Raw genomic sequence first — 19491 nt, 5'->3', positions numbered from 1 at the left:
AAGATGAACAATCTATGAACAACCGTTCCACGCTTCTGCTGGCCAACACAAAAAACAGCTCCTGCAACGAGGTTCCCCGGCACAGCAGCTGCATAAAGCAAGCACAAAAAAAGGTTTTGCTTCTTTCCCGCAGGAAAAAGCAAAACCTTATCAGACAGCATGGTTACATGGTATACGTTAGGCCCATGTCGGGCGGACTTTCAGCACCGGAACTTCCTTATCGCGTTTGAACGATGCTGCGTCGGTATCTTCCGCTCCGGCTGCAACAGCGACAGCTACCGGAACTTCCTTGTCATCCGGCGCTGCGGGAATGGACACTGCCGCTGCCGGAGCATCCGTCTCTACCCGTTCAATCAAAGCGCCCAGCGAGGCAAGCTTGCCCGTAATGTTCACATAACCGCGGTCCACATGGTGGATACCCGATACTTCCGTCGCGCCTTCCGCTCTTAAAGCCGCACAAATGAGCGCCGCTCCCGCACGCAGGTCGGTTGCGCAAACTTTGGCGCCGGTTAACGGAACATTGCCGTTTACAATAGCGGTACGGCCTTCCACCTTAATTTGCGCGTTCATTTTCTGGAACTCGGCGACATGCATAAAACGGTTCTCAAATACCGTTTCCGTAATGACGCTAGTCCCTTCGGAACACAGCAGCAGCGCCATCATTTGCGATTGCATATCGGTCGGGAAACCGGGATGCGGCAATGTTTTGACATCTACCGCTTTCAGACGGCCGTCCGATTGCACGCGAATGCCGTTATCGCTCGCCGTAATTTGCACGCCCATCTCTTCCAGCTTGGAAATAACCGGCGTCAAATGATCTGCGATAGCTCCTTCTACAAACACGTCGCCGCCGGTAATTGCAGCAGCCACCATATAAGTGCCCGCTTCCACCCGGTCAGGAATAACCTGATGTACAACGCCGTACATCCGGTCTACCCCTTCAATCCGGATAAGGCCTGTACCGGCTCCGCGCACTTTGCCGCCCATCGCATTGATGTAGTTCGCTAAATCAACGATTTCCGGCTCTTTGGCCGCATTCTCGATGACCGTTGTGCCTTCTGCCAGCGCAGCAGCCATCATAATGTTCTCCGTAGCGCCAACACTTGGAACATCCAAGTAAATTTTAGCGCCTTTTAGCTTGGAATCCGTACTTGCTTCGATAAAGCCTTGGCCAAGGGTGATTTCCGCACCCATCGCCTCAAAGCCTTTCAAATGCTGATCAATCGGCCTCGTTCCAATTGCACAGCCGCCCGGAAGCGAAATACGAACCTTACCGACACGAGCCAAAAGCGGGCCCATAATCAGGAAGGAAGCTCTCATTTTCCTTACCAGCTCATACGGCGCTTCATAAGTCACCAAACGCTCAGCGTTGATATGCATCGTCTCTTCGTTATAGTTCAACTGTGCTCCCAACGAAGCCAGTACGCTTTTAATAGTCATTACATCGTCAAGTAAGGGAACGTCATGAATAACGCTGACTCCTTCTGTTGCCAGTAACGAAGCCGCCAATATGGGGAGCACTGCATTTTTGGCACCGCTGACGCGGACTGTTCCCGATAAACGCCGGCCTCCGCGGACGATAATTTTGGTCATCTTAAGTTTCCCTCCGCGAGCTTGAATTCCTCTTCCTAGTTCTGAGAAAATGGTCTCTTTCCAATCACCTAAATTTCATAATATCATCGACCTACACAAATCGACAAGCGCTAAATTATTTCCATCTTTTGCCCTTATGCAGTGCTTATGAAATAATGAACCAGCGTATGCGAAATTTGTCTAAATGTGCAGAAATAACATTGAAAATCAGGAATGGAACGCACCGTTTTAATATTCGCAAGCCGCCCTCTGTTTCGGACCGTCATATACTAACCATTGTTGACATTTTTCGATGATGTTATTCGACGAATCCTTTCAGCAGCGAAGACCATCCCCAGTAATCCAGCACAAACCGCGCCAGCAAATATCCAATAATGACAGATAACACAACCTGGAGCATTCTGGCTTTCGGAGACCGGGGGTTCCGGAACAAACTTTCCCATTTGAATTCCTGAATCAGCATCCAGGAGAAGATAATTGCAAGCAGCGTGACCACGATCGAGAACAGCCCTGTCATGCCTGCACTGGTCTGCATGCTGTCGATCAAATCATCCTCATTCATAAACCGCCTGCCACCTCCCGCTCTTTATTATAATAGGTAACAACACATCAAACCTGTCAGGACCGGATCATGCGGTAAACCAGCGTAGTCCATTCCGCTCTGCTGGACCATGCGTCCGGATTATAATGACCCGCTTCATCCGCTCCTTTAATCCAGCCGCGCTGCTTTAATGCATGAACATAAGGCGCCGCCCAATCCGCCGGGCCGACATCCCGGAACGGCGGAGCCGCAGCAGCAACCGGCTGCATGCCTGCCGCTTTGGCGGCAAGCACAGCCATTTCCCTTCGGGTGACAGCCTGGCCGGGACGGAAAGTTCCGTCCGGGTAACCGTTAATCCAGCCTTTTTGCGCGGCGCTTCGAATCACTCCGGCGGCCCAATAGCTGTCTGGCACATCTTGGAACTTCATGCCGTTTGCGGAACTTGAGCCTTTCCCCGTCGCCGGGAATGCTTTGGCCAGCATCGATACAGCTTCAGCTCTCGTCATTTGGCGGTTAGGCTCAAAACGGTACCCGCCTGTGCCGCCAATGATGCCGCGCTGCTTCATGCTTACAATATCCGATTGTGCCCAGTGCCCCTTAATATCGCGAAAGCCGGCAATCAGCTCGTCAACCTTGACGGAAAACCGGTAATACTGATTGTCAAAAGCATGATCCGCCGTCAGCTTCACATAATAAATGTCCGGCTGCAGCATTACACCTCCCGCCAGCAGTTGTCCCGTATGCCCCGTCGATCTCGTCGTCACCAGCTTCTGCTTTTTGTCGTACAGCTCAAGCTTCAAGCTGCTGCCCGCAGGAACATTGCTCACAGCCAAATCGGCCACGCTGGGCGCCGTAATCCGAAGCTGAAACCAATCCTGGTCAGCCGTGCTGCCCGCAACGCCTAGATATTCAGCGCCGGAAGACACCAGCAGCCCTTCGTAAGGCTTGTCATTGGGCTCATTCGGATCCGTATACGTAGGCGTATAACTTATTTTAAGTTTATATTGGCCCGTTACCGGACTTGCATCCTCCGAGATCGCATTATGTACTCGAATATAATACTTGCCCGGCGTAACGGTTATGACAGGAGATTGTTCAGCCGCCCCTTCTCCTTCTTCATCATAGGACAATAATGATTGCCCGGCGCGCTGCACCGCCAATTCAGGGTCAATACGGACGGTATCCACCGTCATCCTTAAGCTGAGTTTGCCGCTTTGCGCCACGTTCATGACATACCAGTCCTGGTCTCCCGTCTGATGAAAAGTGCCTGTAACCGTCTGGTTTGCCGCTTTTAAAGTAAAGGCCTGAAGGGCGCTGTCATTGCTTTCGTATGCATCCGCGCCTACATGATAAACAGGCGTAAGCAAGTAAGGCAGCTTGCCGTCCAGCCCGATGTCGGTATGCACATAAAAAAAGTTGGTTCCTTGATGGACTTGGAAATCAAAGGTGCCGCTCTCCAGCTTCACGACAGCCGTTCGCTGCAGAACCCCGTCGGCGTAATGGTCGACATAAATTCTTGGCAGCGGCTGCCCGAATACGGGCAGAAACCGGTATCCGATCGAAAGGGTACCGTCATATGGCGCGTTCACCCGGTACCAATCGCTGTCATTTGGCGCAAGCTCGGCTGCCATTTGTTTGCCAAGCGGCAAAAAAGAAGCGCTGCTCTGCTTATTGTCTGGCTCCCGGCTGTCGGTTGAATACGAGGCAGCGACTGCACGGTCAATCCGCAGCAGGCCATAGCCGGTCCGCTCGTCGAAGCCTTTGTCGCCGACGTCCTGAGCGGTTTGCCGCAGCAGTTCCCTCACCTCATAAACAGCAAGCCCGGGCGATTTCGCCCATACCAGCGCCGCCGCTGCAGCCGCTTGCGGCGCCGCCATCGACGTTCCTTCCTGGTATTTGTAGCCTCCGCCCATGGCCGTTGTGTACACCCGCCAGGCAGCGGCAAGATCCACTTCCGGGCCGGGATTGGAACGGGTATCCGGTGCGCCGTTCGGCTGAACGCCTCCAACAGCCAGAACCGTCGGATAGGCTGCCGGATATTTAACGGCAGCCCGCTCCAGCAGCTGGTCGCCGTCATTGCCGGCCGCCGCTACAAGCAGCGCCCCGTGATCCTCTGCATATTGAACAATATCGAGCATATACGGCGAATACCGGTACAAGCCAACAGATAACACAATAATTTTGGCTCCGTTCCTTACCGCATACAAAATGCCGTCGCCCAGGTCCTGCTCCGTCCCGTCCCCTTGTGCGTTTAACGCTTTGACAGGCATGATTTTCGCTTTCCATAACACGCCGGAGACGCCGATACTATTATTGCCGGAAGCGGCGATGACCCTGCCACGTTGGTACCGTGCCCATTGTCATCGTCGGGCGATTTGCCCGGGTCGATCATATTGGCGCCGGGAACCAGATTCGCCTTCAAATCGGGATGGTCCAGATCGATCCCGGTATCTACTACGGCGATTACCAGCTTTGGTTGCTCGCGCACCGTGTTCCACGCTTGGATCGCGCCTATTTGCTTCAAATAAGTCTGCTTGCCGAGCTGCGGATCATTGGCGCTTACAGCTGCGGATGCTCCCGCCCCGGGGGCCGCTCCGCTTGCAGCGGCCATCATGTGCACCCGGCCATTCGGGTGCACATACTGCACGCCCGGCGTACTGCGCAGCCGGGCCAGCCATTGCTGCACGTCCGCGCCCGCTTCCGCGGCGGGACGGACAAGCCATACCGCCGTCTCCGGCTGGCGGCGGAGCACTTCCGTCCCGGGCAGAGGCTCCGCCTGCCCGGGATCTTGCCATTTGAGGAGCCAGCCATCCGGCTCCTCATCCGCTGCAGCGGCGGCGTCCGCAGGCGGTACCGCCGCCGCCGATGCTCTTGCGGGCGCCTGCACGGTCAAGGCGCCCGCAAGGAAAGCCAGCACGAGCAGCAGCTTTGCCGCCTGCCCGGGTCTGTATAAACAAGTGCCTTTCCGTGCAGGCACTGCCCTTTTCTTTTGCTGTTGCATGTCTGTATACCTATTCGCCATTGTGGAATCATTCCCTTGTTCAAAAATGGATGATGCCGCTTGGCAGCGCGGCTGCGGGCTTATAAAGGCAGGCTGCGGCCGGCTCCGCCGTCCCGATTTAAAAAAAGCCTGCGTCAAACGCAGGCTTTACGAAAGGGATTGTCCCAGCCAATCCGCAAACCAGCCCAATACCGTACCCGGAAATAAGCCGAGCGCAACGGTCAGCACGGCGGCCGCTCCCAAACCAAAGCTTGTTGGCGCCGCCGACGGAACAACCGGTTTATTTTCTCCGGGCAGCATATACATCGACCGGATGAGCGGGAAATAAAGATAATACGAAAATAACAGACAGACGAGCAACGCTGCCGCTGAGCCGTACGCCTCCAGCCTGATTGCGTCCCATACCAGCAATATTTTGCCGATAAAACCGCCCGTCAGCGGCAAACCTGACAGGGACAATACATAAATCCCCGTAAAAGCAGCCAGCCAACCATTGCGGTGGTACATCCCTTCAAATGCGTTCAGCTGCGTTCCGGCGCTGCGTTCTACGGTCCGGATAACCAGCAGCAGCCCTGCGTAAGCAACCAGACTCGCCAGCGCCTGAAATAAAAATAAAGAAGTTATTTCGCCTTCCGCCCCAAAGACAGAAGTACGCTCCCCGCTTCAGGCACAATGGAGAGGAGCAGCATACGCTTGACGTCATGGCGGCGGAACGCCATGACGATCATACCCCCAACCGTTACAGCAATTGCGAGCAGCTGCACGCACAGTTTAAAATCGGACATGTCAGCCACCCCCTGCTTTCGATGCAAATAAAGCCCCGAACAGCTCATTCATATCATGCCTGAAGCTTTCGGTTACGATCGACGGATAACAGCCCAGCAACACGATAAACGAAAGTAAAATAATAATCGGAACCGCCTCAATCAGCCTCGCATCCCGGGCTGCAGTTATCCGGTCGGGCGCCTGCCCGTAAAATGCTCTCATTACACTGCGTACCGCCGCCCATGCGCCGAACAAAAGCCCCAGCGCTGCAATAGCCGCAAACAGAGGCAGCTCATCGAACAGACCTAGCAGCACAAATAAAATGCCGATAAAAGAAGACAAACCCGGCAAGCCCAGCTGCGCCAGCGATCCGGCCAGCCACGCGCCGCTAATAAACGGCATAGGACGCGCAAGACCGCCCAGACCGCTAAACCATACCGATCTTGTCCGTTCCTGGATTGCGCCGGCAAGCAGCAGCAGCAAGGCGCTGACAAGCCCTTGCGACAGGAGAAGGAACAACGCTCCTTGCAAACCTAGCGCATTCAAAGCGGCAAAGCCAAGCAGCACCATACCGGAGCTTCCGAGCACGGAATAAGCAATGCCCATACGCAGCGACTGCTGCCTTCCTGCGAGTGCAGCGCCATACAGGAGCATCACTACTCCAAACGCCGCAAATCCGGCTTGAAGCTGCTGTGCCTGCACAGGGAACAGCAGCAGGCCGTAGCGGAGCATGCCATAAGCGCCAAAAGGAACAGCGCTCCCCGCGATCAGCATCGCAACGGGCACCGGCGCTTCCGTTACCGCTTTAATCAGCCAAGTATGCAGCGGAAATACCGCAAACCGAATGCCAAAACCGCCAAGCAGCAGCAGGCAGATGATCCAGCTCATTCCGTTCCCCATCGAAAAAGGGTCTTGCCCCGCCGTCGCATCGCCGTTCCATCCTTGCGGATCGGCCAGCTTATTGGCCAAAGCCGCATAACTGCCGGAATAAACGGTATGAGGCGTGGAACTCCCGGCGTCTGTCTGCGCGCCGGCCGTGCTGATCAATAAAGCAAACGCGGCAAGCAGCAGTACAGAGCTTATGCCGTTGACGAGAAGCCAGGCGGTTTTGGTTCTTCCCGTTTCGCCCCAAATCCCGATCAGCATAGCGGAAGCCAGGACAAAAAGTTGAATGCCAATAAATGCGAGCCATAAATCTCTGGCGAGAAAAGCGCCTATTAAGCTGCTTTCTAATAAAAGAAGCCAGCCGTAATACGCCTTTCGCCTTTTTTTTATGTATACCGAAGCAAAAGCTGCCATAAAGCCAAGCAAAGCGGATACCGTCACAAGCGGGTGGGATATCCCGTCAATTCCAAGCGCATATTGAAACCGGATGGAGCTTGGCGCGGCCGTCGGGCTGCCGGTATGCGGCAGGTCAACGCGAAACCAGTCTCGCTCAACACTGTACAGCGCAGACGGGTCGCTTGCCGAGTTATGACCGAATATGGCTAACGACAGCAAAAACGGCACAGCCATTGCAGCGGCGGCTACGAATTGAAGCTGGCGGCTCCGGTCTTTCGGAACAGCCAGCAGCGCAAGCAGCCCGATCAGCGGCGCTGCAACCATGATTGATAATACGGGAATATGCTCAAGCCATGCCATAAATTTACCAGAACCTCCTTCCGACAATATAGTCGTCGAAGGCTTGCAGCGCCCGGCCAGCCGCCTTCAGCGGAACCGACGCCGCGTAATGGATCAGTCGAGGAATATACCATTCTTCCTGCAGCAGGCGGATCAGCCAGCCGCGTTGCTTGTCTTCCGTAAGCCGGGCCGACTGCCGCCGGTACGTTAACCAGCCCAGCAGCAGGCCCAGCAGGGAAACTGCTCCAATCCCGGCAACTGCTGCCGCAGCGCTGCCGGCTTCCTGTCCGGAACCAATCCAGGACGCCATGCGGCTTGTCCAAGGGTGCTGCACAAAACCGGCCGAGATGCCGCATAACGCGTAAACAGCGCCAACAGCGATCATAACGGCTTTTGGAGGCGCGGGAACGGCAGGCCGGTCTGCCAACCGGAATAGCTGTTCTGATTCAGCAGAAGCTGCCGGTTTGGCAGACCGGACTGCCGGACCGGAAGCTGCCGGGATGCGCTGCAGCTGCTTCAGCCATACAGGCGCAAGCGCAAGCGCTTTGAACAGCACTGCAGCTAACGCGACTACAAACAAATACGGATTGTAAGAATACAGAGCTTTTAGGCCAACTGATGACGACCAGTAGCCGATAAGCAGCGGGAACTCGGAAAGAGCCAGCGCTCCCAAGCAGCCCGCCAGCCGCAGCAGCCTGTTTTTCTTATAGGTATCCTGCTGTGCAAAGCTATTTAATAAGAAGAAACCGGTTATGCCGGCTATCAGCATGTACAAGCCACCGGCTGCAGAGCCAGCTCCGATCACCAGGAAAGCAAGGCCGGTCTGCGCCCCAAGCACATACGAAACCGCTTTGAGAGAGCCGTTCTGCGCGGCGGCAATGACCGCGCTAAGCAATGCCGTTATGCCTCCGGCATAGGCGAGTACAGCCCCGGCATCGGGAGAAGCGGCAAACAAGTCATAGGTTTTGGCAAGCAAATAAACAGCTGCGGCCGGCATTAGCAGGCCAGGCAGTGCATAACGAAACGGCTCTCTGCTTTTTATAGCAGCCGGCTGCCACATATGCAGCGGAAATAAACCCGCAAAGGAAGCTGCGCTTGCCGTGAGCAGCAGCGCTATGCCTGTGATGATGCCAGAAGCTGCCTTGCCTGCATGCCCTTGGAACAGATTATGAATGCTCGTGAAATCCAAAGCATGATCCGGCATGTACCAGAATAGCAGGATTACCGCAAATAACAGCGCAACGCTGCTCATATTGGCCATTATAAATAAACGTTTGGCCGCTTCTCTGGAGTTTTCGTTTGCATCGTCATAACCCGCGATCAAAAAACCGCCCGCGCCCGCAAGCCCCCAAAAAACGAGCAGCGTCAACATATCCCCGGCAATCATAAGTCCGTAAACGGCAAACGAAAATAAAGATAAATAACTGTAATAGGCCGTGATTCGGCTGTCCTTCCAGATAGACCATGCGCTCAGCACATGGACCGTTAAGCTCGCCAGCGCGGCAACGGCAAGCATCAGCGCCGACATATTGTTCAGTTCAAAGCTTATATACAGCGAATACCCGCCAAAATTCATCCATTCGAAATGGTTGCTGTAATCAATTGCATTCGGATCTAGCCGTTCTATAAAAACAAGCAGCGACAGGATGAACGATAACAGCGAACCTGCGCTGCCGATGATGACGCCCCCAGTTGAAAGCTTCGGCCAAGCGATAGCAGCAGCAGGAAAGATACAAGCGGAAATAGGGGAATAAGCCAGGCAGACTGTGTATACATATCCATAAACGGCTGGCCTCCTCCTGTAAATTGCGAGTCTAGTCTTCCTTTCTATTGAACGCGATTAAAGGCATAAAGTTTCTGTCGCTCCAAAAAAGCAGGCTCCCTGGAATCGGGAGCCCGGACAGCTGTCTCGGCCCCGGGTTCCCGATTTCAGGAAGCCCTCGCCGAGCATCATTAATGATATAGGGATAAGCTTTAACGGCGGCGCGATTCCGTCAGCTTGAATTGGCCAACCATCTGCTGCAGCAGGCTCGTAATCGTTTCGACGTTTTGCGAAGTTTGGCGTACATGGCTCATTGCGCCGATCAGCTCAGTCATGTTGTCCTCCACGTCGGACGACACTTCGCGGTTAGCCATGTTTACTTCTGCGATTCGCTCCATTAATCCGACCATTTCATCCACTACTTTTGTTTTGCGCAAGTCGCCTGTGCCTGCAGCTTGAAGCGTAGCCCGTGCGGAAGCGACAAGCTGGCTGCCTTCCTCCACCACTTTCGTTCCTTCATCCATAGACGCATAGGCCTGTTTGGCTTTCTCGTATATTTCATGCGTAATTTGATGGACTTCTTCCGTCGAGCTGCGTGTCATTTCTGCCAGCTTGCGGATTTCTGCGGCTACAACCTCGAATCCGCGTCCCTGTTCGCCCACTCTGGCCGCTTCGATAGAAGCGTTAAGCGCCAGCAAATGAGTTTGCGACGATATTTCCCCAATAACCTGGAGCACGCCCCGAATTTCATCCACAGTCCGCATAAAACTGCGGATCGTCTCATTCGTTTCATTTACCCGGTTTGATATGTGATCCATTTTGTCTCCAATGCGGTCGACCTCAAACTGCGCTACCGCAATTTGCTCCGCAGCTTGCCGCTCCAGCAGGCGGAGCGTTCCGCGCATATCGGCTGCCGCATCCTTGGCCGTGTCAATATCCTGCAGCTGGGTCAGAAGCCCGCCAATCATATGGCTCATCTTGGCGTTCACCCTCTCGGTCGAATGCGCAGTCTCCTCTGCGGATTGGCCAAGCGTCTGCTGGCTGGACATCACGTCTTGTGCGGCCAGCTTCACTTTCAGCATAATCCCTTCCAGCGAGTCGATCATATTATTGATCCATTTGGCCAGCTCTTTCGTTTCGTCGTTGCCAAACGAAGCAAGCGGAAGCCGTTCCGTCAAATCGCCTTCCCCTTCCGCATTCATGCGGATAAACCGGGTAATGTCCTGCAGCTTGTCGATTATCCGGTTCGTTTCCCGCCGCTGCAAGCGGCCGGTTACCGCAATCGCATACACAAACGCAAACAGCCCCGCCGCCGTCGCCGCTACCCACTGCGCGGCATATTGCGCAACCATATAAACCAGCACAGCCATTAACACGCCAAGCCCCAGCGAAGACCATAACCCGATGCGGGACTCGCGGTAACGGATGCTTCGTATCCGGTATACCTCCTCCAAATCCGCTTCGCACATCATGCCCCACATATCGGGACAATGCGGAAGCTGGAACGTGACGCCTTTCCCGATAACGGGAATATGCCGGTAATCGGAGTAACCCGGGAACTCCACGAATAAATTGCTGCCGTTGCGAATCGTATTCGCTACGCCGGGATGAAGTTGTCCCGTTGCCGGATCGGTAAAAATAATTTCAAGCTCGGTATGCTCTTGAACCGATACCGTTCCCCAGTCAGTTGTAACGCCGTCCTTCAAATTTTCGCCGCGGGTAAAGGTCCGGTCTTCAAACCGGCTCCGCGACAACGCTGTACCTGGCTCAATTTGCGTGTTCAGGCGCGGTTTCGCCATAAACAAATAATTATCGCCGGAATCCGGATAGACATGCCCCGACTCCCGCTGGATCAAATCGCCGATCACATCATTCGGCACCCGTCCGCACAACAGGCCTGCATACAGCCCGTCCACCTGCAGCGGGAGCAGAAACATTAACGTCATTTTGTCGTGAAACGAAGAAGTGCGTGGTCCAAGCTGTTCCGTAACCCGGTCGCCAAACGGCCCGAAAAGGCATGGCCGCCATTGTCCGCCTTGCTGCCCTTTGCTGTATACAATGCCGGGGTACAACGGCTCGTCCGGCGAGCAGATTGTACCGGACCGCTTTTCACACGTGGAATACAAGACCTGTTGGCCTGTATCCAGCACAAACAGCTCCGTAAAATCAGTGCCGCGCGTATACGTCATATGGAGCAATTCCTTCATCCGGCCTGCATCCGCACCGGCAAATCCGCCCGAAGCCGCCAGTTCTTTTTGTATGGTGCCGGCGAGCCTCTCCATATACCCCCAATATTCTCCTGCCCAATCCGTCAGCAGCTGCCGCCTTGTTTCGGCAATGCCTTCAAATACGTCCTCAATATCCCCCTTGAGGTGTTGATTCAATTGCCATGATCTAAAAAGCGGAAGCCCTTTTCTAAAACCTAGCCAGTCAAACATAGGTCTCTCCTCCCATGACGATCTATTCACCTATGTCAACTATACTAACATAAACAACATAATTTACCTATAATTACAGCGAAATTTGTTTAAAAAAATAAAGAAAGCCGCTGAGATGGGTTAATTTTCATGCCATCCGCGACTTTTCTTTCCGTTAAGACGATAGAGCTACACTCTTCTTTATTAGGATGTAAACAAACCTCTTATCCGCTGCCAGCCGCTTGCTTTTTGCAATGCCGGACGGAATTCCGCGTCGATAGGTTTGCCCGCAAGCACCGCTGCCGCATTATCCCGGTAATAGCCGGACCACTCTGCGCCTAATTGCCGCTCCGCCTGCTCGTAAGCCTCGGCCAGCTGTATGCCTCTCCTGACCGGATGATGCGCATCGGAGGAAATGAGATGAATAAAGCCTTTTTTACACAACGACCAGGATAACCGTTCAATTCCTTTGCCATAACCGCCCAATAGCGATGCGCTCGTTACTTGCGCTAAAGCTCCAAGTTCCACAAGCTGCTCCAGCTTGTCCGGATGGCGTGCGACTTCTGCATTCCGTTCCGGATGCGGAATTACAGCGCGTATACCGGCAATTCCCAGCTCATAGACGATTGATTCCATATACTCCGGCACTCTGGAGTGCGGCATTTCCAGCAGCATGTATGGCCCGTTCGCCAAGGTCAGCAGCTCGCCTTTCTGCCAATGATCCAGCAGCTCCCGATGAAGATGCACCTCTTGACCGGGGTGAACGGTTACCGCTATTCCCGCTGCGGCCAAACGTTCATTGAGCTGCTCCGTTAACGTAACGACGGATTGTGCAGGATTGTAATGCGAGCTGTTCCGGTGATGCGGTGTTGCGATAATATCCGTTATTCCTTGAGCTGCAGCCGATTGCGCAAGCTGGAGCGCCATGTCCCAATCCGCTGCTCCATCATCAATGCCGGGCAAAATATGAGTATGAATTTCGATCACGCTGTCTGCTCCTTTCCGGTTCTCGCCAAATCCAAATCCTTATCTTAATTCGAGCCGTTTTCATGCACCAATTACCTGTATTATAGCAACCGTCTCTGCCAGCCGTAAACGAACAACCTGTCCATGGCACAAAAAAACACCGCTCTGTCCGCCGGAAGCGGTTCAGATACGGTGTTTCCCTGGTTGTGTTGTTGGTTATGATAAAACTTATTTGCCTGTAACGTTAATACGAGTTACGGCACGCTGCAGAGCAAGCTCGGCGCGGCGGTAATCGACTTCGTCACGTTTGTTGTTGGCCAGGCGCTGTTCAGCGCGCTCCTTCGACTGGCGTGCACGTTCGACATCAATGTCGCCAGGAAGCTCAGCCGTTTCTGCGAGAATGACAATCTTGTCCTTGCGAACTTCGATAAAACCGCCATGAACGGCGATTACATCTTGCTTGCCGTCGCGTTTGATCACGACCGGAGCAATACGAAGCGTAGTAACAAGCGGAACGTGATTCGGCAAAATGCCGAGTTCGCCTTCCGAGCCTTTCACGCTGACCATGTTTGCCGTTTCCGCATAAACTTTACGCTCAGGCGTAACGACTTCAACTAGAAAAGTGCTCATGTGGATTCCTCCCGCCTTTCACTACACAAGCGTTTTGGCTTTCTCCACGGCCTGTTCAATCGTACCTACATAACGGAAAGCTTCTTCCGGCAGGTCATCATGTTTGCCCTCGAGAATTTCCTTGAAGCTGCGAACCGTTTCTTTAACCGGTACATAGATACCTTTGTTGCCGGTGAAAGGTTCTGCAACGTGGAACGGCTGGGACAGGAACAATTGAATTTTACGAGCGCGTGCAACGGTAAGCTTGTCGTCTTCGCTCAATTCATCCATACCCAGGATGGCGATAATATCTTGAAGCTCTTTATATTTTTGCAAAATTTTCTTAACGCCTTGCGCTACGTTGTAGTGCTCTTCACCCAGAATGTCCGGGGAAAGGATGCGCGAAGACGATGCAAGAGGGTCAACCGCAGGGAAGATACCCATCTCGGAAATTTTACGCTCCAGGTTAGTCGTTGCGTCCAAGTGGGCGAACGTCGTAGCAGGAGCCGGGTCTGTATAGTCATCGGCAGGTACATAGATCGCTTGGATCGATGTAACGGAACCTTTTTTCGTCGACGTAATACGTTCTTGAAGCTGACCCATTTCCGTAGCGAGCGTAGGCTGGTAACCTACCGCGGATGGCATACGGCCAAGAAGGGCGGATACTTCGGAACCCGCTTGCGTGAAGCGGAAAATGTTGTCGACGAACAGAAGCACGTCGCGGCCTTCCGTATCACGGAAGTATTCAGCCATCGTAAGACCCGTCAAAGCAACACGTTGACGTGCGCCTGGCGGCTCGTTCATTTGTCCGAATACCATTGCCGTTTTAGGCAATACGCCGGAATCTTTCATTTCATGGTACAAGTCGTTACCTTCGCGAGTACGTTCACCAACGCCCGCGAATACGGAAATACCGCCATGCTCTTGCGCGATATTGTTGATCAATTCCTGGATCGTTACCGTTTTACCTACGCCCGCACCGCCGAACAGCCCGATTTTTCCGCCTTTCGTGTACGGAGCAAGCAAGTCGATAACTTTGATGCCTGTTTCGAGAATTTCCGCTTGTACGGACAATTCTTCAAAAGAAGGCGCTTGACGGTGGATCGGCAGGTTAATGTCGGAAGTGACGTCGCCTGCTTCGTCGATCGGTTCGCCAAGTACGTTAAATACGCGGCCCAATGTTGGAGCGCCAACTGGGATTGTGATTGGAGCACCCGTGTCGATTGCTTCCAAACCACGAACGAGACCGTCGGTCGAGCTCATGGCTACCGCGCGAACGGTGTTGTCGCCGAGGTGAACGGCTACTTCCAGCGTCAGATTAATATCGACGCCACCGTTTTCTGCTTTATGATTAATTTTGACGGCGTTCAGAATCTCCGGCAAATTACCGCGTTCGAACTCAAGGTCAACGACCGGACCTTGAACCGATAAAACGCGTCCTTTTTTCATGGTTTTCCCTCCTGTACCTTCTTATGAAACCGTAAAGAATCAAGCCGCTTGCTGCCAAACGGCCCGACTTCTCCTGCTTATGCCTGAGCGTTTGCGCCTGCAACAATCTCGGAAATTTCTTGCGTAATTGCCGCTTGACGCGCACGGTTGTATGCAAGCGTTTTTTGTGCGATCATCTTTGTTGCATTTTTTGTTGCGCTGCCCATTGCAGTCATACGTGCGCCAAATTCGCTTGCTTTGCCGTCCAAAACAGCACTGTAGATGATCATTTCAGCATATTTCGGAAGAAGCTCGGCCAGAACGCCTTCCGCCGATGGCTCATACTCATATGCCGTCACGTTTGCGTTGCCGCTTTCGCTGATATCATCAAGAGGCAGCAGACGTTTCGCCTGCGGAATTTGGGTCATTGCATTGACAAATTGGTTATAGCAAAGGTAAAGCTCGTCATATTCCGCTTCCGCGAATTTATTGACAGCCGTGTTCGACACTGCACGGATTTCCGCATAGGTCGGGTTGTCCGACAAACCGATAACCTCTTCTACGATTGGCATATTGCGGCGGCGGAAGTAATCGCGGCCTTTCCGTCCGATGACGAAAATCGCGTATTCCTCCGTCGATTTATGCTTCTCGCGAATCATTTGTGTAACGAGACGAAGCACGTTGGCATTGTAGCCGCCTGCCAAACCGCGGTCAGAAGTAACAACCAAGTAAGCTGTTTTTTTGATCGGACGGCTTTGAAGCATCGGATGCTTTACGTTTCTGGTTCCGGCTGCAATGTTAGCTACTACTTCCTTCAGCTTATCCGCGTAAGGGCGTGCTGCTTGCGCAGCCTCCTGAGCGCGTCTCAGACGGGAAGCCGCAACCATTTCCATCGCTTTCGTGATTTGCTTCGTATTTTGCGTGCTTTTAATCTCACGCTTAATCTCGCGCATGCCTTTTGCCACTAGTATTCACCCGCCTTTGTTGCTTTGGGGGCGCCAAAGCCTGGTTTTTGTATAACGAAGCGCCTACGCCCGTACATGACAGAACGGGCGTTGAGACGTATATTTCATTAAGCCGTTACGGCAAAGCTTTTCTTGAACGTATTGATGGCATCCACAAGAGCTTTCTCGTTGTCAGCAACAAGATCTTTCGTATCGCGGATCGATTGGCCGATTTCCGGTTTGTTCGAATCCAGGTACGCCAGGAACTCTTTTTCGAAGCGGAGCACGTCAGCAACCGGAATTTCGTCGAGATGGCCTTTAACAGCCGTGTAGATGGAAATAACTTGTTTCTCGACCGGCATTGGTTGGTTAACGCCTTGCTTCAGGATTTCCATCGTGCGGGCACCGCGGTTCAGACGGGCCAGCGTCGATTTATCCAAGTCGGAGCCGAACTGCGAGAACGCTTGAAGCTCGCGGTAAGCCGCAAGGTCCAGACGGAGCGTGCCGGCAACCTTTTTCATCGCTTTGATTTGTGCCGAACCACCTACGCGGGATACGGAAATACCTACGTTGATAGCCGGACGTTGGCCGGAGTAGAACAAGTCGGACTCCAGGAAGATCTGTCCGTCCGTAATCGAGATTACGTTCGTCGGAATGTAAGCCGATACGTCGGATGCTTGGGTTTCGATAAATGGCAATGCCGTCATCGAACCGCCGCCTCTTGCATCGCTCAGCTTAGCTGCACGTTCCAGCAGGCGGGAGTGCAGGTAGAATACGTCACCTGGGTAAGCTTCCCGACCCGGAGGACGGCGAAGAAGCAGGGACAATTCGCGGTATGCAGCCGCTTGTTTGGACAAGTCGTCATAAATAATCAGGACGTGCTCGCCTTTGTACATGAAGTATTCGCCCATTGCCGCGCCGGCATAAGGAGCCAGGTACAGCATTGGGGACGGCTCGGAAGCCGAAGCCGTAACGACGATCGTGTAATCCATAGCGCCGTTTTTGCGGAGTGTTTCCACAACGTTAGCTACCGTGGATTGTTTTTGGCCGACAGCGACATAAATACATTTAACGCCGTTGCCTTTTTGGTTGATGATCGCATCAATTGCAATTGCTGTTTTACCGGTTTGGCGGTCACCGATGATCAATTCCCGTTGGCCGCGGCCGATAGGAACCATCGCATCGATAGCTTTGATACCCGTTTGCATCGGCTCATGAACCGATTTCCGATCAATAACGCCAGGAGCTGGCGATTCGATTGGGCGAGTATGAGTTGTGTTAATAGGCCCTTTGCCGTCAACCGGCTGGCCAAGCGTGTTAACTACGCGGCCAAGAAGCTCTTCGCCTACAGGCACTTGCATGATGCGGCCGGTACGCTTCACTTGGTCGCCTTCGCGGATTCCCGTGAATGGACCAAGAATAACGACACCGACATTGCTTTCTTCGAGGTTGAGGGCCATGCCCACAACGCCGTTAGCGAATTCAAGCAATTCGCCTGCCATCGCATTTTCGAGTCCGTGAACGCGGGCAATACCGTCGTTAACTTGAATAACGGTACCAACGTCTACGACTTGAATTTCGGATTTATATTGTTCGATCTGCTGTTTAATCAGCGTGCTGATTTCATCAGGTCTGATACTCAATTCGCTCACCCCTTATCTACCGTCACTTATTATTTCAAAGCTTTTTGCAAGCGTTCCAGCTTGCCCGACAAGCTTCCGTCATACAGGCGGTCGCCGATCCGCACTTGCACGCCGCCAAGCAGCGAAGGCTCAACAAACGTTTGCGGGATAATTTTTTTGCCGGTAATTTGCTCAAATTGGGAAGTTACCTCTGCCAGCTCGTTTGCCGTCAGCTGTTTAGCCGAATAAACGGATGCGTGCGCCTGGCCCAGTGCTTCTCCAGCTATTTTAGTGAAGGCTTCATATACGTCTGCGATCACGTCTTGATGCCCACGAACGATAAGCAGTTCCACCGTATGGAGCACGAGGGCGGATAGACGGTCACCGAGAGCGCCTTTGATAGCCTCAATTTTCTTCTCCGCGCCAATTCCAGGGAACAACAGGAATTTCTCGATTTCCGGATCTTGGTTCAGTGCGCTGGCAATCAGCTTCAGCTGTTCTTCCACTTCATGCACGACACTCTGCTCCTGCGCAAGCTCAAACAACGCTTTCGCGTAGCGCTTCGCTACGACCGTGTCCCGGCTCATTTGCTTCCTACCTCTTTCAGGTATTGGTCAATGATTTGCTCCTGAGACTTCTCATCCACTTGCTTCTCGATAATTTTCGAAGCAATTTGAACGGAAATGCCGCCAACTTCGGAACGCAAAGCTTCAATCGCTTTGTTTTTCTCATTCGAAATATCGCTAAGCGCATCTTCTTTCAAACGGGCAGCTTCCGATTTCGCAGCTGTCACGATTTCTTCCGCTGTTTTCGTGCTTGTTACTCTAGCTTGCTCAATAATCGCATAAGCCTCTTTGCGTGCTTGTTCCAGAGCAGCTTTTTGCTCTTCCATTTGCTGCTGAGCTTCCTGACGACTGGATTCAGCCGAGTTCATTTGCTCAAGCACCATTTGTCTGCGCTGCTCCATAATACCGAACAGCGGACCGAAGGCATATTTGCTAAGCAGCCAGTATAAAATGCCAAATGCAATAATCGCATATACTGTCGATTCCCAATGCCATGCCATTGAAGCCACTCCTTTCTAACCCTGAATATGTCCCAATCAAAAGGAAGGCGAAGAGGGCTAGGCCTTCCCCGCCAGTTGTTTAAATTGATTAGCTGAAATACGCCAAGAAGCCGATAACGACCGCGATGATCGGAACAACCTCGACGATACCAACGCCGATAAACATCGTCGTTTGGAGTTTGCCTTGCAGTTCTGGTTGACGAGCGATACCTTCAACCGTTCTGCCGATAATAAGACCGTTACCTACGCCGGCGCCGATTGCGCCCAAACCTACTGCTACTGCTGCTGCCAATATACTCATTGTTTAAAATCCTCCTCAAATATGGTCATTTTAAATGGTATAGCGATACCCGCCTTCGCATTGCTGCGCTTCGGGCTGTAAAAAAAGATGTTAATGCTCTTCGTCATGGATTGCCGATTGCGAAATGTACACCATCGTCAAAATCATGAACAAGAACGCTTGAACCCCACCAACAAACAAGCTAAAGCCTTGCCATGCGATCAGGAACGGCGTACCGACCCAACCCATCATCAAAATCGTCGAGATCAGCACCTCGCCCGCAAAAATGTTTGCGAACAACCGGAGAGCCAGCGTAACCGGCTTCGACAGCGTCTCAATCACGTTGATCGGGAAGAAAACAGGGTACGGATGGAAGTAATGCTTCAGATAATGTTTTCTATTCAGCTTCAAGCCGAGGAAATGGACAATCACAAACGTGATTAAAGCAAGACCGGAAGTAACCGAAAGATCGGCTGTTGGCGATTTCCACCATGCGATTTCAACTTCGCCGTCCTTATCGTCAATCATCGCTTGCGTGATGCCAAGCGCCTCATGCGGGTGATGCGTTTCCGTCACAATCCCGAAAGGCAATCCAAGCAGGTTGGAAACAAGAATGAACAAAATCAGCGTCATGCCTAACGAAAGATAAGGCTTCACTCGGTGAATCGGCATTGTACTCGAAATCTGATTTTGAACAAACTCAACTGCCCACTCCATAAAGTTCTGAAGTTTGGACGGCTTGTCTACCGACAGATTACGAACCGCCAATCTCGCGATGATAAATGTAACAATCGCTGAAATCGTTATCGCAACAAAAGTCGAAATGTCGATTTGCAAACCTCCCACTTGCCACACGGGAAATTCATGCATTGTAAAT

Annotated in this window: 18 protein-coding genes; all 18 read right to left on the bottom strand. The window is 52.8% G+C overall.

Features of this window, described 5'->3' with window-relative positions:
- Positions 1–177: 177 nt before the first annotated feature.
- Positions 178–1593, bottom strand: coding sequence for a UDP-N-acetylglucosamine 1-carboxyvinyltransferase (murA, locus tag ET464_RS16360; protein WP_129442782.1), 1416 nt, complete (start codon positions 1591–1593; stop codon positions 178–180).
- 298 nt (positions 1594–1891) lie between these two features.
- The gene (locus tag ET464_RS16355; RefSeq protein ID WP_129442779.1) at positions 1892–2155 is read right to left on the bottom strand and encodes a DUF1146 family protein; all 264 of its coding nucleotides are present in this window, start codon (positions 2153–2155) and stop codon (positions 1892–1894) included.
- A gap of 56 nt (positions 2156–2211) precedes the next feature.
- Positions 2212–4404, bottom strand: a complete 2193-nt coding sequence (locus ET464_RS16350; RefSeq protein WP_482811942.1) for a S8 family peptidase — start codon at positions 4402–4404, stop codon at positions 2212–2214.
- Positions 4386–5111 (bottom strand): S8 family serine peptidase, encoded by a 726-nt coding sequence (locus tag ET464_RS20955; protein WP_165280031.1) that lies wholly within the window; start codon positions 5109–5111, stop codon positions 4386–4388. Before ET464_RS20955 ends, ET464_RS16350 begins: the two co-directional genes overlap by 19 nt.
- A 171-nt stretch (positions 5112–5282) precedes the next feature.
- Positions 5283–5693, bottom strand: coding sequence for a proton-conducting transporter transmembrane domain-containing protein (locus tag ET464_RS16340; RefSeq protein WP_244226778.1), 411 nt, complete (start codon positions 5691–5693; stop codon positions 5283–5285).
- A 62-nt stretch (positions 5694–5755) separates the two neighbouring features.
- On the bottom strand, positions 5756–5920 hold the full coding sequence (locus tag ET464_RS19900; RefSeq protein ID WP_165280030.1) for a hypothetical protein: 165 nt from the start codon (positions 5918–5920) through the stop codon (positions 5756–5758).
- Between the two features lies 1 nt (position 5921).
- Positions 5922–7541 (bottom strand): complex I subunit 4 family protein, encoded by a 1620-nt coding sequence (locus ET464_RS16335; protein WP_129442768.1) that lies wholly within the window; start codon positions 7539–7541, stop codon positions 5922–5924.
- A 4-nt stretch (positions 7542–7545) separates the two neighbouring features.
- Positions 7546–9096: a proton-conducting transporter transmembrane domain-containing protein gene (locus ET464_RS16330; RefSeq protein WP_129442765.1), complete on the bottom strand. Its 1551-nt coding sequence runs from the start codon at positions 9094–9096 to the stop codon at positions 7546–7548.
- Between the two features lie 398 nt (positions 9097–9494).
- Positions 9495–11666 (bottom strand): methyl-accepting chemotaxis protein, encoded by a 2172-nt coding sequence (locus ET464_RS16325; RefSeq protein WP_341869707.1) that lies wholly within the window; start codon positions 11664–11666, stop codon positions 9495–9497.
- 237 nt (positions 11667–11903) lie between these two features.
- Positions 11904–12686, bottom strand: a complete 783-nt coding sequence (locus tag ET464_RS16320) for a tyrosine-protein phosphatase (RefSeq protein ID WP_129442760.1) — start codon at positions 12684–12686, stop codon at positions 11904–11906.
- Positions 12687–12893: 207 nt separating this feature from the next.
- Positions 12894–13295 (bottom strand): F0F1 ATP synthase subunit epsilon, encoded by a 402-nt coding sequence (locus ET464_RS16315; protein ID WP_129442757.1) that lies wholly within the window; start codon positions 13293–13295, stop codon positions 12894–12896.
- A gap of 21 nt (positions 13296–13316) precedes the next feature.
- Positions 13317–14723, bottom strand: coding sequence for a F0F1 ATP synthase subunit beta (atpD, locus tag ET464_RS16310; RefSeq protein WP_129442754.1), 1407 nt, complete (start codon positions 14721–14723; stop codon positions 13317–13319).
- Between the two features lie 77 nt (positions 14724–14800).
- Positions 14801–15667: an ATP synthase F1 subunit gamma gene (gene atpG / locus ET464_RS16305; protein WP_129442742.1), complete on the bottom strand. Its 867-nt coding sequence runs from the start codon at positions 15665–15667 to the stop codon at positions 14801–14803.
- Positions 15668–15774: 107 nt separating this feature from the next.
- Positions 15775–17289 (bottom strand): F0F1 ATP synthase subunit alpha, encoded by a 1515-nt coding sequence (gene atpA / locus ET464_RS16300; RefSeq protein WP_129442738.1) that lies wholly within the window; start codon positions 17287–17289, stop codon positions 15775–15777.
- A 29-nt stretch (positions 17290–17318) separates the two neighbouring features.
- The gene (locus ET464_RS16295; protein WP_129442735.1) at positions 17319–17855 is read right to left on the bottom strand and encodes a F0F1 ATP synthase subunit delta; all 537 of its coding nucleotides are present in this window, start codon (positions 17853–17855) and stop codon (positions 17319–17321) included.
- Positions 17852–18334 (bottom strand): F0F1 ATP synthase subunit B, encoded by a 483-nt coding sequence (gene atpF / locus ET464_RS16290; protein WP_129442732.1) that lies wholly within the window; start codon positions 18332–18334, stop codon positions 17852–17854. The genes ET464_RS16295 and atpF overlap by 4 nt, the downstream gene beginning before the upstream one ends.
- Before the next feature lie 88 nt (positions 18335–18422).
- Positions 18423–18635, bottom strand: coding sequence for a F0F1 ATP synthase subunit C (gene atpE, locus ET464_RS16285; RefSeq protein WP_129442729.1), 213 nt, complete (start codon positions 18633–18635; stop codon positions 18423–18425).
- A 90-nt stretch (positions 18636–18725) separates the two neighbouring features.
- Positions 18726–19484 carry a F0F1 ATP synthase subunit A gene (gene atpB, locus ET464_RS16280; RefSeq protein WP_129444505.1) on the bottom strand — a complete coding sequence of 253 codons (759 nt, stop codon included), beginning with the start codon at positions 19482–19484 and terminating at the stop codon, positions 18726–18728.
- Positions 19485–19491: the final 7 nt, after the last annotated feature.

It is taken from the genome of Paenibacillus protaetiae, assembly GCF_004135365.1.
GTDB lineage: Bacteria > Bacillota > Bacilli > Paenibacillales > Paenibacillaceae > Paenibacillus_AP > Paenibacillus_AP protaetiae.
The sequence above is the reverse complement of the archived record's forward strand: the minus strand, read 5'-3'. Positions and strand labels throughout refer to the sequence as shown.

Excerpts from the sequence above, each read along its gene's own strand:
- atpD (WP_129442754.1), bottom strand. The coding sequence starts at position 14,723 with ATGAAAAAAGGACGCGTTTTATCGGTTCAAGGTCCGGTCGTTGACCTT.
- ET464_RS16350 (WP_482811942.1), bottom strand. The coding sequence starts at position 4,404 with ATGCCTGTCAAAGCGTTAAACGCACAAGGGGACGGGACGGAGCAGGAC.
- atpB (WP_129444505.1), bottom strand. The coding sequence starts at position 19,484 with ATGCATGAATTTCCCGTGTGGCAAGTGGGAGGTTTGCAAATCGACATT.
- ET464_RS19900 (WP_165280030.1), bottom strand. The coding sequence starts at position 5,920 with ATGTCCGATTTTAAACTGTGCGTGCAGCTGCTCGCAATTGCTGTAACG.
- ET464_RS16315 (WP_129442757.1), bottom strand. The coding sequence starts at position 13,295 with ATGAGCACTTTTCTAGTTGAAGTCGTTACGCCTGAGCGTAAAGTTTAT.
- ET464_RS16355 (WP_129442779.1), bottom strand. The coding sequence starts at position 2,155 with ATGAATGAGGATGATTTGATCGACAGCATGCAGACCAGTGCAGGCATG.
- ET464_RS16335 (WP_129442768.1), bottom strand. The coding sequence starts at position 7,541 with ATGGCATGGCTTGAGCATATTCCCGTATTATCAATCATGGTTGCAGCG.
- murA (WP_129442782.1), bottom strand. The coding sequence starts at position 1,593 with ATGACCAAAATTATCGTCCGCGGAGGCCGGCGTTTATCGGGAACAGTC.
- atpE (WP_129442729.1), bottom strand. The coding sequence starts at position 18,635 with ATGAGTATATTGGCAGCAGCAGTAGCAGTAGGTTTGGGCGCAATCGGC.
- atpF (WP_129442732.1), bottom strand. The coding sequence starts at position 18,334 with ATGGCATGGCATTGGGAATCGACAGTATATGCGATTATTGCATTTGGC.
- ET464_RS16295 (WP_129442735.1), bottom strand. The coding sequence starts at position 17,855 with ATGAGCCGGGACACGGTCGTAGCGAAGCGCTACGCGAAAGCGTTGTTT.
- ET464_RS16330 (WP_129442765.1), bottom strand. The coding sequence starts at position 9,096 with ATGAATTTTGGCGGGTATTCGCTGTATATAAGCTTTGAACTGAACAAT.